The organism is Pseudomonas sp. MWU12-3103b, assembly GCF_023100615.1.
Classification (GTDB): Bacteria; Pseudomonadota; Gammaproteobacteria; order Pseudomonadales; family Pseudomonadaceae; genus Aquipseudomonas; species Aquipseudomonas putida_A.
This window is the reverse complement of record NZ_JALMEY010000017.1, coordinates 19,256-35,349: the sequence shown is the minus strand read 5'-3', so window position 1 is coordinate 35,349 and position 16,094 is coordinate 19,256. Positions and strand designations below refer to the sequence as shown.

At 61.8% G+C, this 16,094-nt stretch carries 13 protein-coding genes; 2 read left to right on the top strand and 11 right to left on the bottom strand.

The window, feature by feature from the left end:
* Nucleotides 1-8: 8 nt before the first annotated feature.
* The 4 genes from M0808_RS23070 to M0808_RS23055 all read right to left on the bottom strand — a co-directional run bounded on the left by M0808_RS23070 (nucleotide 9) and on the right by M0808_RS23055 (nucleotide 6,333).
* Entirely contained in the window at nucleotides 9-1,304 is a 1,296-nt protein-coding gene (locus M0808_RS23070) for a phospholipase (protein WP_247842534.1), read from the bottom strand.
* A gap of 243 nt (nucleotides 1,305-1,547) precedes the next feature.
* Nucleotides 1,548-3,116 (bottom strand): FGGY-family carbohydrate kinase, encoded by a 1,569-nt coding sequence (locus tag M0808_RS23065; RefSeq protein WP_247842533.1) that lies wholly within the window; start codon nucleotides 3,114-3,116, stop codon nucleotides 1,548-1,550.
* 20 nt (nucleotides 3,117-3,136) lie between these two features.
* A complete protein-coding gene (locus M0808_RS23060) occupies nucleotides 3,137-4,732 on the bottom strand; it encodes a glycerol-3-phosphate dehydrogenase/oxidase (protein WP_247842532.1) in 1,596 nt (531 codons plus the stop codon).
* A 5-nt stretch (nucleotides 4,733-4,737) separates the two neighbouring features.
* A complete protein-coding gene (locus M0808_RS23055) occupies nucleotides 4,738-6,333 on the bottom strand; it encodes an FAD-binding oxidoreductase (protein ID WP_247842531.1) in 1,596 nt (531 codons plus the stop codon).
* A 211-nt stretch (nucleotides 6,334-6,544) separates the two neighbouring features.
* Here M0808_RS23055 and M0808_RS23050 point away from each other — a divergent pair, with 211 nt between their 5' ends.
* Together M0808_RS23050 and M0808_RS23045 are read left to right on the top strand one after the other, a co-directional pair.
* The gene (locus M0808_RS23050) at nucleotides 6,545-7,561 is read left to right on the top strand and encodes an AraC family transcriptional regulator (RefSeq protein WP_247842530.1); all 1,017 of its coding nucleotides are present in this window, start codon (nucleotides 6,545-6,547) and stop codon (nucleotides 7,559-7,561) included.
* A gap of 514 nt (nucleotides 7,562-8,075) precedes the next feature.
* Nucleotides 8,076-8,441 (top strand): hypothetical protein, encoded by a 366-nt coding sequence (locus M0808_RS23045; RefSeq protein WP_247842529.1) that lies wholly within the window; start codon nucleotides 8,076-8,078, stop codon nucleotides 8,439-8,441.
* 256 nt (nucleotides 8,442-8,697) lie between these two features.
* Here M0808_RS23045 and M0808_RS23040 read toward each other — a convergent pair whose 3' ends face one another.
* The 7 genes from M0808_RS23040 to M0808_RS23010 form a co-directional block, all read right to left on the bottom strand.
* On the bottom strand, nucleotides 8,698-9,066 hold the full coding sequence (locus M0808_RS23040) for a glyoxalase superfamily protein (protein ID WP_007962133.1): 369 nt from the start codon (nucleotides 9,064-9,066) through the stop codon (nucleotides 8,698-8,700).
* Between the two features lie 119 nt (nucleotides 9,067-9,185).
* Nucleotides 9,186-10,643 carry a D-aminoacylase gene (locus tag M0808_RS23035; protein ID WP_247842528.1) on the bottom strand — a complete coding sequence of 486 codons (1,458 nt, stop codon included), beginning with the start codon at nucleotides 10,641-10,643 and terminating at the stop codon, nucleotides 9,186-9,188.
* Between the two features lies 1 nt (nucleotide 10,644).
* Entirely contained in the window at nucleotides 10,645-11,505 is an 861-nt protein-coding gene (locus M0808_RS23030) for a MurR/RpiR family transcriptional regulator (RefSeq protein ID WP_093442302.1), read from the bottom strand.
* A gap of 15 nt (nucleotides 11,506-11,520) precedes the next feature.
* Nucleotides 11,521-12,870: a GntP family permease gene (locus tag M0808_RS23025; protein ID WP_047598034.1), complete on the bottom strand. Its 1,350-nt coding sequence runs from the start codon at nucleotides 12,868-12,870 to the stop codon at nucleotides 11,521-11,523.
* Nucleotides 12,871-13,237: 367 nt separating this feature from the next.
* Complete coding sequence (locus M0808_RS23020; RefSeq protein ID WP_247842527.1) at nucleotides 13,238-14,131, bottom strand: NAD-dependent epimerase/dehydratase family protein; 894 nt, start codon at nucleotides 14,129-14,131, stop codon at nucleotides 13,238-13,240.
* A gap of 103 nt (nucleotides 14,132-14,234) precedes the next feature.
* Complete coding sequence (locus tag M0808_RS23015; RefSeq protein ID WP_027614142.1) at nucleotides 14,235-15,146, bottom strand: LysR family transcriptional regulator; 912 nt, start codon at nucleotides 15,144-15,146, stop codon at nucleotides 14,235-14,237.
* 208 nt (nucleotides 15,147-15,354) lie between these two features.
* The gene (locus tag M0808_RS23010; RefSeq protein WP_098967101.1) at nucleotides 15,355-15,945 is read right to left on the bottom strand and encodes an NAD(P)H-dependent oxidoreductase; all 591 of its coding nucleotides are present in this window, start codon (nucleotides 15,943-15,945) and stop codon (nucleotides 15,355-15,357) included.
* Between the last annotated feature and the right edge of the window lie 149 nt (nucleotides 15,946-16,094).

Sequence of the window (16,094 nt, the reverse complement as noted above, 5' to 3'; positions counted from 1 at the left end):
CAATACCGCTAGGGCGGGGGCGCCAGTCCGGCGCTGACATAAATCCGGCTGTGCGCGCCGAAATGCCCGAGCAGCTTGAACAGCTGCTGATTGAGTGCCGGATGCTCGAATGTCTCGCGCTGCAACTGATTGCCGCTACTGAAATCACTGGTCACCGGCACCGTATCCAGCCATTGACCGATGGCTTCATCGAACGCTGCCGAGCCCTCGACCGACTCGGCGCTGACCACGTCGCGCAAGTAGTCCACCGAGTACGGCGGATACTGTTGGTCTTGAGCGACATCGGCGTAGGCCGCGAGCATCGGATGCGCCTGACCGGCGCGCAGCACGCGGCGCAGCCAGGTCGATTGATACTTTTCGATTTCCATATGGCGGGTGGCGACGCGTTCGATCGAGGCTTTTTTTTCATCGGCAAAACCGGCCAGCGCCTTGCCTTCCAGCAACAACAGACTCGGCAGCTCGACCCCGGGCAGCGGCTTGGCGTGATACGGCTGGGTCAGGTCCTGCACGTGGTGCACGCCCCATCCGAGGAACCGGTAGCCCCAGTAAGAATGGCCACTGGCAAACGCCAAACGCGCCAAGCCCAAGTACTGATAAGCGCGCCAATCCGGCCAACTGCGCTGAAGAAATCCGGCAGCGGCATACACCACCGCGCTTTCATGGAAGAAGCCCATGTGGAACGGTGCCTGCGAGCTGTACTGAAAACGCGCATCGCCAAACGGCTGCGGGCCGAAGCCATACAGCGCGCCGACCTCGCCGGGGTTATCGCTGAACAGGTTGATATCGTGACCGTAATCCGGCTCGTCGGCGGCGCTTGCCAGCACCGCCAGCGGCGCAACTTTTTCGCCGTCCGCCACGCGAATGAAACGCTGACGATTCCATGGCGAAAGCGTCTGCTCGACCATCACCTGATCGGCCGGCAGATGTTCGCGTTCGGGCAGGTCTTGGCCCGGTAGCGGCTGAATGACCATCGCCAGATGAATGCGCGGATTGAGCCGTAACGCCGTGAGAAAATCGTGGCGCAGATTGTCGCCCGGCACCGCGGGCAGCTTCAGGTTGTCAGGGCGCGGCGGGTACTGGGTGAAGTGTTCACGGGCGAAGCTTTCCTGTTGCTCCAGCAGCGCGACCACCGCCGGATATTGCTCGGCGAGAAAACGCTCCAGCGGCTCGACCTCGACCGGCGGCGCATCGCGCAGCGCCGGCAGTGCCTGCAACGCCAGATAGCTGCCCACCGCGTGGTTCGACCAGCCCCACGCCGTTGGGGCCATTGCACAAAGCAGCAACAGGAGAAATGTCAGCTTCATTGCTTTTAATTCTTATTGGAGGTGCCGTGGGGGTTGAGCCTAACAACCGCCCCGGGCGCTGACACTGTCCGATCTCACCAGAAAAAGTCTCCGATAGCGCCATGTGCACAATAGCGAGAACACCACTGTTCCCCTGTGGGAGCGGGCTTGCTCGCGAAGGCGGCCTACCCGTCACCTCATGTGCAAGCTGACACACCGCCTTCGCGAGCAAGCCCGCTCCTACAGGGGATTGGTGGTGTTTTTTCAGGCGGGGTAACCGGTGATTTTGCGGATGCTCTGGTACAGCGGCTTGAGCTGGCGATACATGCGCAGGTACACCTCGTTGTACAAACGCTCATAGACCTGCTGCGCCTCGGGCTGCGGCGTGAACACCGTGCCCACTCGCGTCATCGCAGCGATCGCCGTGGGGAAATCCGCATACAAGCCCAACCCCACCGCACAACAGATCGCCGCGCCCAACCCGGACGCTTCGTACACATGCGGGCGCTCCGCCGGCAGGCCGAAAATATTCGCCGTCAGCTGCATCGCCGCATCACTCTGCGAACCGCCACCGGCCACCCGCAGACGCTTGACCGACACCTTCGAACGCCTCTCGATGTTCTCCAGGCCCTGGCGCAACGCATACGCCAACCCTTCGAGAATCGCCCGGTAAATGTGCGCGCGGGTGTGCACATCGCCGAAGCCGATCATCGCGCCCTTGGCTTCGACGCCCGGCTCACGAATCCCTGGCGACCAGTACGGTTGCAGCATCAGCCCCATCGACCCCGGCGGCACCGCGTTCACCAGCGCATCGAACAGTTGCTCAGGTTCAATGCCCTGCTCTTGCGCCTGCTGCATCTCGCGCAGGCCGAACTCGTTCTTGAACCAGCTGACCATCCAGTAACCGCGATAAATCATCACCTCGCAGTTGTACTGATCCGGCACCGCCGAGGGGTACGGCGGGATCAACGGGACGATTTCCAGATAGCGCGAACGGGTGCTGGTGATCGTCGCCGTAGTGCCGTAAGACAGGCACACCGTACTCGCATCAACCACGCCGGAACCGACCACTTCGCAGGCCTTGTCAGCGCCCGCGGCAATCAGCGGCAGCCCCTCGGGAATCCCGGTGTGGTGGCTGGCTTCGGCGCTGATGTAGCCGAGGGTTTCGCCGGGTTTGTGCAAGGTCGGCAATTGCTCGGGACGCACCGCCAGCGCCTGCCATTTCCAGTCACTGGGCGCGGCCCACTTCAGGCGTTTGAAGTCGAACGGCAGATAGCCGACGCAACATCCGACAGAGTCGACAAAGCGCCCACACAGGCGATGGGTGAGAAACCCCGAGAGCAGCAAAAACTTGTCGGTCGCCGCCCAGATTTCCGGTTGATGTCGGGCGATCCAGTTGGCCTCGGCCTGAGCGCGAAAATAATCCACGGTGGCCTGCGCGCCGACCAGCTTGAATAGCCAGCCCCAGGGCCCCTTGATCCCGCCCTCGACTTCGCTCTGGCGCTGATCGAGCCACAGAATGGCCGGGCGCAGCGGCTTGCCCTGAGCATCGACGTTGATCACCGTGCCACGCTGGGTGGTCAGCGACACCCCGGCAATCTGCGAGCGATCAATCCCGGTTTGCGCCCATACCTGCTGGCAAGCCTCGCCGAGTTTCGCCCAATAATATTCCGGGTCCTGCTCGGCCCAGCCCGGTTGCGTCGAGTAGTAGGCCTGCAACTCGACCTTGCCTTTACCGAGCAGATTGCCCTGCAAATCGAAAAGCAATGCGCGCACGCTCTGGGTGCCGTTGTCGATCGCCAGCAGGTAGCGCTTGTTCGAGTGGTTATCCATGGCGCTCTCTTCAAGGGGCATCAAGGCGTGGCATCCGGCAGACCGTGATGGCGTTGCCACAACGCCCGGTAACGCTGCAACTCTTGCTGCCAGTGTGCATCGTCCCAGCCCAGTCTTGGCTGGCAGAGTTGGCGGATGGCAGCGAAATATTCTTCACCACCGCGCGCCAGCAACAGGCCCAGACGGGTGCGGCGCAGCAACAGATCATCAAGGTGCAGCACCATTTCCGCTTCGCAGGCAAAGGCCAACTCTGCCCACAAGGTGTCGGTGTTGCCGATCGTTTCGTGACCCAACTCGGCGATCAACTGCGCCAGTCGCGGCAGGTCGCGACCGTGGCGTCCGGCCAGACGTCGCCACTGTTGCGGGCTGAGTCCGGGGATCGGCAGTGGCGCTACGGCGGCAAAAACGGCGGCGCCATCATCTTCGAAAGAGCGACCGAGCATGTCGGCACAGGCCTTGAGCACTTCGATGGCTTGCGGGCGAAACGTCGTCAGTTTGCCGCCAGCCAACGTGACGCACCCCGGCTCCTGCCACAGCACATGTTCACGGGTTTCATTCGACGGTTTGCCTTGCTGCTCACCCGCCGCGCTGCCCACCACCGGACGTACGCCGGACCAGGTCGACAGCACATCGCTCGCCGTCACTTCGGCACCCGGAAATTGTTGCGTGCAAGCCGCCAGCAGATAGTCGAGTTCTTCGGCGCTGATGCTCGCGCTCTGGTCCAGATTCTCGCGATGATCGAGGTCAGTGGTGCCAACCACCGTCGCCCCTTCCCATGGAAAAACGAACACCGGCCGACGGTCGCGCGCATGCAGAAACGTCAACGCCTGCGCCACCGGCAAGCGCCAGCCCGGCAGCAACAGATGGCTGCCGCGCAATGGCCGCAACTGTCGTGGTGTCTCGGGCAAACGCAGGCGCTCAGCCCACGCCCCGGTCGCCACCGCCAGCACGCCGCAACGCAATTGCAGCGATCCACCCGCTTCGCAGTCCTCGATCTGCACCCCACACACCCGACCGTTTTCGCGCAGCAAATGTTCGACGCGCACCCCGTTGAGCACCACTGCGCCATCGGCCCGCGCTTCGCTCAATACGCGCATCACCAGCCGTGCGTCATCGGTCAGCGCATCGACAAAACAGGTACCGCCGAGCAGCTGGGTTTCCTTCACCCCCGGCGCCAGAAAACGCAGTTGCTGCACATCATGAAAACGATGGCTGCGGCGTCCCGCCAACGCGTCGTACACCGACAACAAGCCATCGAGCACACGCGGCCCGGGAAAGCCGCCGCGATAGTGCGGCATCATGAAACTCATCGGTTCCACCAGTCCCGGCGCTTCGTCGAGCAGACGCTGACGCTCGCGCACCGAATCGCGGGTCAGGCGCCACTGGCCCTTGGCGATGTAACGCAAACCGCCGTGAACCATTTTCGACGATCGGCTAGAGGTGCCCCAAGCGAAATCCCGTTGCTCCAGCAGCAGACAACGCCAGCCACGCCGTGCCGCTTCGCGCAGAATTCCAGCACCGCTGATGCCGCCGCCCATCACGATCAGGTCCCAGCTTGCGTCGGCCAATGTCGGCAAGGTTTGCTGGCGCCACGCGGCGTTCCAGTCCGGGTGCATGATCGTCACTCCTGCAACAGCGTGCCGGGGTTGAGGCGCCCGGCCGGATCGAAGTGCTTGCTCAGCGCCTGCAAGGTGTCCATCGCCAGTGCGCCTTTCTCGCGTGGCAGATACGGCGCGTGATCCTTGCCGACGCCGTGCTGGTGGCTGATGGTGCCGTGGTTGTCGACGATGGTCTGGCTGGCCGCGTGCTTGAGCGCCTGCCAGCGCGCCAGCGTCGCCGGATAATCCGCCGCCGGGCGAAACACGTAAGTGGTGTAGATGCTCGAGCCTTCGCCGTAAACGTGGGACAGATGGGTGAACACATGCACCCGCTCGCCCTGCGCTGCCAAGGCATCGCGCAGGCTGTTTTCGATCAGGTTGAGCAGGTGGTCGACGTTGCTCCAGTCGGTGGCGGTTTCCAGGGTGTCGACCACATAACCGGCGTTCCACAGGTTCTCGCGCAGGTAGGGGAAACGAAAGCGATTCTGCGCCCACTTCTTGCCGAGCAAGGTGCCGGTGAACACGCCACCGAAGGCTTTCAGATGCTGGCGCGCCTGGCTCAGCGACAGCGCGTTTTGCCGACGGTTGCCGGTCACGCCGAAGGTCAGCAGGCACTTGCCTTCACCGGCACCGCGCAGGTTCAGATACTTCTCCAGCCAGGCGATCTGCTGCGGATGCCCGGCCAGCGCCAGTTGGGTTTCGGTCTCTACCGCGTTCGACAGGCGCAGCATCGACAGCGGCACCCGCGCCTGGGCCAATTGGCGAATCGCTTGCAGCGCCTTGCTCCAACTGGGCAGGAACACTCCGTAAAAACGTTCATCGGCCGGCAACGGGCTGACCCGCACTTTGACCTCGGAAATGATCCCGAAACGGCCCTCGCAACCGAGCACCACTTCGCGCAGATCAGGCCCCGCCGCCGAGGCTGGAAAGGTCGGAATTTCCAGTGGCCCGGCAAAGGTTTCCAGGGTGCCGCCAGCGAACAATTGCTCGATGCGCCCGTAGCGCAACGACTGCTGACCGCTGGAGCGACTGGCGACCCATCCGCCCAGCGTCGACAGCTCCCACGACTGCGGGAAATGCCCCAGCGTGTAGCCGCGAGCGCGCAGCTGACTTTCCACCTGCGGGCCACTGGCACCGGGGCCGAACGTCGCCAGTTGGCTCTGCTCGTCGAGGTCGATCAGGCGATTCATCCGCGCCAGCGACACGGTCACCACCGGTCGCGTCGAATCCGGCGGATTGATGTGCCCGGCCACCGAGGTGCCACCGCCGTAGGGAATCAGGCACAGGTCCTGCTCCTGGGCGAGGGCCAGCAACTGGCGGATCTGCCCGGCGGTTTCGGGAAACGCCACCGCGTCGGGATAGTTACCCAGCGCACCTTCGCGCAACGCCAGCCAGTCCGGCAAGCTCTGACCCCGGGCGTGCAGCAGACGGTCATGGGCATCGACGCTGTACAAGGTGTGCGCCGCTAATCGTGAGAGCGGCACCCGCGCCAATGCCGCGTCCAGCGTGGCATCGGGCAACACCTGCCCGGCCCCCAGTCGTTCATGGAGAAACCTCGCGCCCTGGGCCGGCAGTTCGACCACCGTTGTTGCCTCTCCCCAGCCGTTCCAGCGTCGCATGCGTGTGTCCTTCTTATGCAGTCTGATCAGTGATGTGGCAGGCCTCCATACTAGTCAGCGGCCAAAAAGTGTCACGGTCGCATCCGGCCAGTTCGAGTAGCCAATTGAGTCAAACGTCGCGCAAGTGCCAGCCATTTACTTTAGTCGGGGTTTCAAATTACCTTTCAGGCATTCATTCGCTCACGCAGGCCTTGATCAAGGGATTCGGATCATGCAATCGCTCGGCTTCACCTCGGTTCCGCCGCTGCTCAAATACGTGCGCCATGCCGAGCAGCTGGGCATGGCCATCGAGCCGGCGTTGGCGGCAGCCGGATTGCAGGCGCAGCAACTGAGCGACAACAGCCTGCGCTTGCCGGGCGAAACCCATGAGCGCCTGCTCGATTATTTCTGCGCGCACTCGGGCGATCCGCTGTTTGGTCTCAACGCGGCAAACTTCGTCCTGCCCAACTCCTGGAGCGTGCTCGGTTACATCACCATGAACTGCGCGACTCTGGGCGACGCCATGAGCCGGATCATGCCGTTCGAAAAACTGGTGGGCGACATGGGCGTCAGCCGCGCCGAAGTGCAGGACGGTCATGTACACCTGATCTGGACTTGCCGCTACGAGCGTCCGCGGATTCGTCGGCATCTGGTGGAAAACGTTCTCGGCTCCTGGCTGCAATATGCACGCTGGATTGCCGACACGCAGATGTCGCCCGCCGCCGTGTGGCTGGAACATCCGCGTCCTGCTGACACCACACAAGCCCAGTACGAAGCTTTTTTCGATTGCCCGGTGCTGTTCGAGCAGGCCTATTCAGCGCTGATCGTGCCGTTGGCGTATCTGCAATTACCGCTGCGCCAGGCCGATGCGCAGTTGCTGCGTACGCTGGAAGAACACGCGATGGGTTTGATGGCGACGCTGGAGGATGCGTCGCTGGAGCAGCGGGTCAAAAGCATCCTGCGCCAGTTGCTCAAGGAAGGCTTGCCGCGCAAGGAACAGGTGGCCGAGCAGCTCGCGGTGTCGGTGCGCACGTTACAACGCCAGTTGCATCAGGCGGGGACGTCGTATCAGCAGATACTGGATGATTTGCGTCAGGAGCTGGCCGAGCATTACTTGCTCAACAGCACGTTGCCGATTCAAGACATTGCGCAGTATCTGGGGTTTACCGAGCCGCGGTCGTTTCATCGCACGTTCAAGATCCGGCGCGGGATGCCGCCCGGGGAGTTTCGGCAGATGCATCGGGGGTGACGCCGCCGGCCTCTTCGCGAGCAAGCTCGCTCCCACAGTGGATCTTCAGTGAATGCAGATTTTGTGTACGACATAACCCCCCTGTGGGAGCGAGCTTGCTCGCGAAGGCGCCAGTCGCCTCACCTCAATCCGGCAGACAATTCCTCAATTTCAGCAGCCCGATAAACCCACTGCAGTACCGTGTTTAAAGACACTCAGTGTTACGCCCTACTGCCTACAAATCCTTGCGCCGCTGCCTACGGCTAAGCCAGAATCCGCCGGCTTGTGCGCCCTGGAGCCCGTCGGTAACTTGAGTCCGTCACTGATTTCCAGTGATCGGGTTTAGTAGCCCGAGGTTTTTGGGGCGTATCGCTCATCAGACAGTCAGGTCTTTGCCTGAACGTTATGGTGGCTGTGCGCAGGGCGCCCTCGGGCGCGCCGGTTTCCCAGATCCCCGGTCTACTAACCTGCGCACGGCTGCCTCCATTTCTTTTAGTAGGGAAACGGTGGCCAGCCCTCAATGAGGATCTGGCAAATGTTCAAAGTTACACCCAACCCGCCGTCCACCGACGCGGCCTCCCCCTACGAATCCCCCGAATCAAGGAAATTCCACGAAGCCGCCGAGCGCGCTCTCGACCACTACCTCGGCCCACCGAGGCCCGCGATCATGGCCACCCCGTACCAGCCCAATCGTCTCTACATGGCCAATCCGGCCAGCGGCACCGAACCGTTGCTGGCCGATGCCAGCGAATCCCTTGGCTCGGCCACCGTGATGCTCAACGACTTCGCCGGCCTGCTGGAAGGCTCGCACCGCAAGACCCTGCAAGGCATCGCGCAGGTGGTGATGGTGGCGGAAATCGCCGTCAATCGGGTGCTGGATCAGTTAGTGCCAACCGAGTAACGAAAAAGCCCGCGGCAAAACCTTAGTGGTTTGGCAGCGGGCTTTTTTGTATGGCGCGAATCTTTTTCCCTCACCCCAACCCTCTCCCGGAGGGAGAGGGGGCCGATCGAGGGATGCTCGCGAGACACACCGACCTGAAAATGCTGCGGTGAATGCACAATCGCAGCGGATCATTCAGGTCGATGTACAGCGCAAGACACCTCGGTCAGTCCCCTCTCCCTCTGGGAGAGGGTTAGGGTGGGGGGCTCTTCTCAGCTCAAACACTGATCGCGTTGGTAAACACCAACCGATTACCAAACGGATCAGCAATCGTCATGTCCTGACTGCCCCACGGCATCGCCTGAATCTGTGGGTGCGAGAACTTGTAGTCCTTGGCCACCAGTTGCTGCTGGAACGCCTCCAGCTCATCGGTCTCGATGCGCAACGCCGAGCCCGGGGTCGCATCGCCATGATGCTCGGACAGGTGCAGCACGCACTCGCCACGGGACACCTGCAGATACAGCGGGAAGTTCGCTTCGAAACGATGCTGCCAGTCGATCTTGAAGCCGAGGAAGTCGACGTAAAATTCCAACGCCTTGGCTTCATCGAAGATCCGCAGGATCGGGGTGGTTTTGCCGAAGCTCATGGGGTGCTCCCTGACTTGTTTGGCCCAAAAGTGTAGACGGGCTGGATGTCAGCAATTCGGCTTGGCGGTGGCTTTCTTTAATTGCAATGTGCCACCACTGTGACGCACTCCGCGAAACGTCAGCGAAAGTTGTTGCGCAAATCCCCGTCCCGCGCCAGAAACCGCCCTTCCCGGCGACCATTCGCCTGCCCATCGCGATAACTCAACACGCCATTGACCCACACCCCATCAATCCCCTGCGCCGCCCGCTGCGGATCAGTGAAATCCGCCACATCGCGCACGGTCGCCGGATCAAACAGCACCAGGTCCGCCCAATAACCTTCGCGAATCTCGCCCCTCCCCTGCAAGCCAAACCGTGCCGCCGACAGACCGGTCATCTTGTGTACCGCCGTGTGCAGCGGAAACAGCCCGACATCGCGACTGAAATGTCCGAGTACCCGTGGGAAAGCGCCCCACAGGCGTGGATGTGGGAACGGATCTTCCGGCAGGCCGTCAGACCCGACCATCGACAATGGATGCGCGAGGATTTTTCGTACATCGGCCTCGTCCATGCCGTAGTACACCGCGCCCGCCGGTTGCAGGCGCTTGGCGGCTTCGAGCAGTGGCACGTTCCATTCGGCGGCGATGTCGATCAGGTCGCGTCCGCTGACTTCAGGATGCGGCGTCGACCAGGTGATGGTGATGCGGTGAGCATCGGTGACTTGCTTCAGATCCAGGGTCGAAGAACTCGCCGCGTAGGGATAGCAATCGCAGCCCACGTGCTGGGTTTTCGCTGCTTCCTCCAACGCCGCGAGCAACTGCGGACTGCGCCCCCAATTACCGACACCGGCACATTTGAGGTGGGAAATGATCACCGGCGATTGTGAGTGACGGCCGATGCTGAACGCTTCCTCCATCGCCTCCAGCACCGGTTCGAATTCACTGCGCAGATGGGTGGTGTACACCGCGCCGAACGCCGTGAGTTCTTCGGTCAGTTGCTTCACTTCGTCGGTGGAGGCGTTGAAGGCGCTGGCGTAGGCCAGGCCTGTGGATAAACCGAGCGCGCCAGACTCAAGGCTTTCACGCAATTGCTCGCGCATGGCGGCGATTTCATCTGGAGTGGCGGTACGGAACAGGTCGTCGAGGTGATTGCTGCGCAGTGCGGTGTGACCGACCAGTGCGGCAACGTTTAACGTGGTGTTCGCCGCTTCGACGGCGGCGCGGTAATCGCTGAAACGTGGATAGACGAACGCCGCTGCGCTGCCGAGCAGGTTCATCGGGTCCGGCGGATCGCCTTTCAGACTGACCGGCGAAGCACTGATCCCGCAGTTGCCGACAATCACCGTGGTCACGCCCTGGCTGAGCTTGGGCAGCATCTGCGGCTGGCGGATGACCACGGTGTCGTCGTGGGTGTGCACGTCGATGAAACCCGGGGCGAGCACGCGGCCGGCGGCGTCGATTTCTTCAGCGGCGTGGGCATTGCGCAGGTCGCCGATACGCTCGATACAGCCATTGAGAATCGCCACATCAGCGCGGTAGCCGGGGGTGTTGCTGCCATCGATAACGGTGGCGTTGCGGAGCAGCGTGTCGTACAGCATGTCAGTCTCCCAGCGGCAGGTGATCGTCGCCGCCACGGTATTCGTCGAGGGCGAGTTTGATCCGCCGCAGACGCTCTTGATTGTCTTCAGGGTTGGCCAGCGCCAGCTCGGTCGCAAGCACATCGATGGCCAGCAGCATGCCGTAGCGCGCCGCCGTCGGTTTGTAGATGAATGAGGTTTCCGCGCCTTGCAGCGGCAGGACGATGTCGGCCAGTTCGGCCAGCGGCGAGTCGGCGCGGGTGATGGCCAGAATGCGCGCGCCATAGTTGCGCGCCAGCTCGACAGTTTCCAAAAGCTCCGGGGTGATGCCGGTCAGCGAGCAGACGATCAGCACTTGCTCGGCGTTCAGGCTGGCGGCGGTGACGCGCATCATCACCGCGTCGTGGCACACCGCAATTGGGTAGCCAAGGCGCACCAGGCGCACCTGCAATTCGTCGCTGCACAGGGTCGAGCAACCGCCCATGCCGAACGCATGAATCATCCGCGCCTGACCGAGCATTTTTACCGCGTCGGCGAAGCGTGATTCGTCAAACCCGGCCAGATGCTGGCGCAGCGTGGTTTCGATATCGCCGACAATCTGCCCGTAGAACGCCGACTGCTCGGGCGTGCCCGCCGGGTCGAGAAAACGGCTGCCAACGCCGCTGGCCTGAGCCAGTTGCAGGCGCAGATCACGCAGGTCGCGGCAGCCCACCGTGCGGGCGAAACGCGACAGCGTGGCGGTGCTGACTTCGGCCCGTTGCGCGAGGTCTTCGAGGCTGGCGCTCGCGGCAAAACCGACGTCGTCGAGCATCAGCCGGGCGATGCGGCCCTCGCCGGCGCTGAAGGAGTCCTGACGGGCGCGGATCTGATAAAGGATGTCCATGGCGGCTGGCTCCGGTTACAGCAGGTAAGAAAGGCCGACGGTCAGACCGAAAGCGACCAGCGAAATCAGGGTCTCAAGCACGGTCCAGGTCTTGAACGTCTGCGCGACCGTCATGTTGAAGTATTCCTTGATCAACCAGAAGCCGCCGTCGTTGACGTGGGAAAAGATTACCGAGCCGGCGCCGGTCGCCAGCACCAGCAATTCCGGGTGTGGATAACCCAGACCGATGGCCACCGGCGCGACCACGCCGGATGCGGTGGTCATCGCGACGGTCGCCGAGCCGGTGGCCACCCGCATCAACGCCGCGAACAACCAGCCCATGATCAGCGGCGACAGGTGAAATTCGTGGGCCAGCCCGACAATCTGATCGGTGACCCCAGCGTCCACCAGAATCCGGTTCAGACCACCGCCGGCGCCGACCAGCAAGGTGATGCTGGCGGTCGGTGCCAGGCACTCGTTGGTGAATTTGAGGATCGATTCACGATTGAAACCCTGGGCGATGCCCAGCGTCCAGAAACTCAACAGCGTTGCTAGCAACAAGGCAATCACCGAGTTGCCGATGAACAACAGGAACTGGTTGAAACCACTGCCCGGCGTGGAAATCAGGTTGGCCCAGCCACCGATCAGCATCAGCACCACCGGCAACAGAATGGTCGCCATGGTGATGCCGAAACCCGGCAGCTTGTCGCGCGGTTCGCGGTCGAGAAATTGTTTTTCCAGCGGGTTATCCGCCGGCAGTTGAATGCGCGGCACGATGAATTTGGCGTACAGCGGGCCGGCGATGATTGCGGTGGGAATACCGATGGCAATCGCATACAGCAAGGTCTGCCCGACCGAGGCCTGATACGCCTGCACCGCGAGCATCGCCGCCGGGTGCGGCGGCACCAGCGCATGCACCACCGACAGACCGGCAACCATCGGCAAGCCGACCATCAGAATCGACACGCCCACCCGCCGCGCCACAGTGAAGGCGATGGGTACCAGCAACACAAAACCGACTTCGAAGAACAGCGGCAGCCCCACCAGAAACGCGATGCAAACCATCGCCCAGTGCGCGTTCTTCTCGCCGAATTTTTCGATCAAGGTGCGGGCCATCTGCTCCGCGCCGCCGGACTCGGCCATCATCTTGCCGAGCATCGTCCCCAGCGCCACCACCAGCGCAATATGCCCCAGCGTCTTGCCCACCCCGGCCTCATACGCCCCCACCACGCCCGACGGCGGCATCCCCGCCACCAGCGCCAGACCGATGGAAATCAGGGTGATGACGATGAACGGGTTGAGCCGGTAGCGGGCGATCAGCACGATCAAGGCGATGATGGCGACGGCGGCATACATCAGCAGCCAATAGCCGAAGGAAGGCGTCATGCGGTACTCCTCGAAAGGGTCACGTTCGAATGGGTTGTGAAACTCATAAATCATTTCGAGATCGAATTTTCAAACACCATGAAAGTAATTTTCGTGGAGAGGTAAGGCGTGTCGCTGCTGGGTATGTCTTGTCGCGATTAATGAAAATCGCGGGGCGGGATTTACATGGTTCTCAGGCAAACACAAAAACTTGTGGGAGCTGGCTTGCCAGCGATGGCGGCTGCACATTCAACATCTCTGCCGACTGATCCACCGCTTTCGCGAGCAAGCCCGCTCCCACAGGTTGATCGCATTCCTTCAGCCAGAATGCGCTTCACTTGTGGGAGCGGGCTTGCTCGCGAATGGCTTCACGCGGTGTAGCGTGAACTCACACCATCTCGTTACGAATCCACTCCACCACCGACGTACGCTTTGGCGCCCAGCCCAGCAGTTCACGAGCGTGTTTGCCGCGTACGCGGCTGTTGGAGCCAAGGCCGTAGTTGGCCATTTCGTAGCCCCACTCGGCTTCGGCGTCTTGCAGTGGCCAGTCTTGTGGCTCGCCGAGATTCAGCGCTTCGGCCATGGCGGTGGTCATGTCGATGAACGACGCTTCGCCGCTTTCGACGAAGTAGAAGGTGCCGGGCACATTCTTGGTCAGCGCCAGCAGGTACAGGGCGACGACGTCTTCGATGTGCACGTTGGACCAGATGTTCTGGCCAGTGCCGACATGGCGCACCACACCACTTTTGCGCGCTTGTTTGAGCAGGCGCGGCAACTGCACGCTGTCGCGATTGACGCCCAGGCTGTGGCCGTAGATCAGCGTGTTGCAGATCACTGCCGAGTTCACGCCGTCCTTCGCGGCGGCGAGGATCAGGTTGTCGATGGCCACACGGGCAGCCTTGTCGACGGTGGGTTCCGGCAGGTTGTCTTCGTAGTAGATGACGTCGCTGGACTTGCCGCCCGAGGCATCGCCGACAATGCTCGAACCGCTGGTGTGCAGGAACACTTTGTTCGAACCGTGCAGGGCATCGAGCAACGCTTCGACCGCGCCGCGATGGTCACTGCTGGCGGCGTTGATCACCGCATCGGCGGCGCGGGCCTGTGCGGCCAGCAGCGTGGCGTCTTCGAGGGTGCCGATCACCGGGGTGATGCCCAGTGCTTTCAGCTCATCAGCCTGTTCGGCGCTACGCACCAGACCCGTGACGGTGTGGCCGGCCCGAACCAGACCGGTGGCGATGGAACCGCCGATGAATCCGGCAGCGCCGGTGATGAATACGTTCATGGAGAAACTCCCTGCGTGAATAAGTGATGCCGCGAGTATCGACCGCTAACCCCGGTGGAAAAACCCGCGATCACCCAAATCACTGTTGCGCAGGGATCACGAATCAACCCTTGAAATCCGCACTGGCGTAAGCCGCAAGCTTGCTCTGGATGAAGTCGAGGAAGCACTGGATGCGCAGCGCCAGTTGCGAGTTCCGGTAGTACACCGCGTTGATCGGCTGGCGATAACCGCTGTTGAATTCCGCCAGCAGCACCTTGAGGCGCCCGGCGCGGATGTCGTCGATGGTCATGAAGTGCGAGAGGCAGGCAATGCCCTGCCCTTCCAGCGCCAGATGACGCACGGTCTCGCCGCTGGAGGCGCTGATGGCCGGAGTGATTGGCCAACGGTCGCCATGCACGTAGCGCAAAGGCCACTGGTTGAGGCCTTCGTTGTGGGTGAAACCGAGCAGGGTGTGTTCGCTCAAGTCGGCGACCTGCTGCGGCGCGCCGTGCTTTTCCAGATACGCCGGGCTGGCGACGATCAGCAGCGGGCTGCAACCCAGTGAGCGCGCATGCAACGTCGAGTCGGCAAGGGTGCCGATGCGGATGGCGACGTCGGTGCTTTGTTCCAGCAGGTCAATGATCAGGTCATTGCTGTTGAGTTCGAGCTGGATGTCCGGGTACAGGCCACGGAACTCGTCGATGTACGGCACGATGGCGTGCAGCATGAAGGGCGACGCGGCGTTGATCCGCAGGCGTCCGGACGGGGTTTGCTGGCGTGAGGACAGTCGCTCTTCGAGCGCATCCATCTGATCGAGAATCAGCTTGGCCTGCTCGAAGAAATACTTGCCCTCCTCGGTCAGGTCCATGCGCCGCGTGGTGCGGTTGATCAGCGTGGTGTCGAGCTTGGCTTCCAGCCGCGACAGTGTGCGGCTGACCGCCGAAGGGGTCTGGCCGACCTGCTCGGCAGCGGCGGAAATCGAACCGCACTCGATCACGCAGACGAAAATCTGCAACTCATCGGATCTGGCTTTCACGGGTGTCCCTTATTGATCGTCAGCACAAAATCCATTGTGGAGAGAGAACACCCCTGTGGCGAGGGGATTTATCCCCGATGGACTGCGCAGCAGGCCCCGCTTTTCGAGATCAAGATCGGGGGGCCGCTGCGCGACCCATCGGGGATGAATCCCCTCACCACATTTAAAACCCTCACCACAGTTACAACTGTAACCACATGAAATCACTTCACGCCTTGAGAGCAAACACCTGTTTCAGATGCTGCTCATACCGCGCAACATCATTCTCGATGTTCGGGCGCTTCATCACGTCCACACAGAGGAACGTCGGCAGCCCGCTCATGCCCAAAAACTCATTGGCCTTGTGGAACGGGAAATACACCGCGTCCACACCCTTGGCTTCAAAGAAATCGCTCGGGTCGTCAAACGCCTGCTGCGGCGCGTTCCAGGTCAGCGACAGCATGTATTGCTTGCCCTGAATCAGACCGCCGCTGCCGTACTTCTGCGACGCATCGGAACGGGTCCGACCATCGCTGGCATAGAGGCTGCCGTGGCCTTCGGTGAAGACTTCGTCGATGTACTTTTTCACGGTCCACGGCGCACCCATCCACCAGCCCGGCATCTGATAAATGATCACATCGGCCCAGAGGAATTTGGCCACTTCTTCAGCGACGTCGTAACCCTCGTCGATGAACGTGGTTTTGACATCCAGACCGCCACGATCCAGCACGCTCAGCGCGGTTTCGTGCAGGGTGGCGTTGTAACGACCGTCGGAGTGAGCGAATTTCTTGCCACCATTGAGCAACAACACTTTTTTCATCGGAACGCCTCGCGCAGCCATTGGGCTGGAGAAAGATGGGAAAACGAATGGCGGCAGGTTAACCATCCATCTCGCGCGGAATAAGCCGCCTCGGCGCAAAATACATTTGATCAAAAAGCACGAATCGAATGCCGATTGTTGCAATAGCA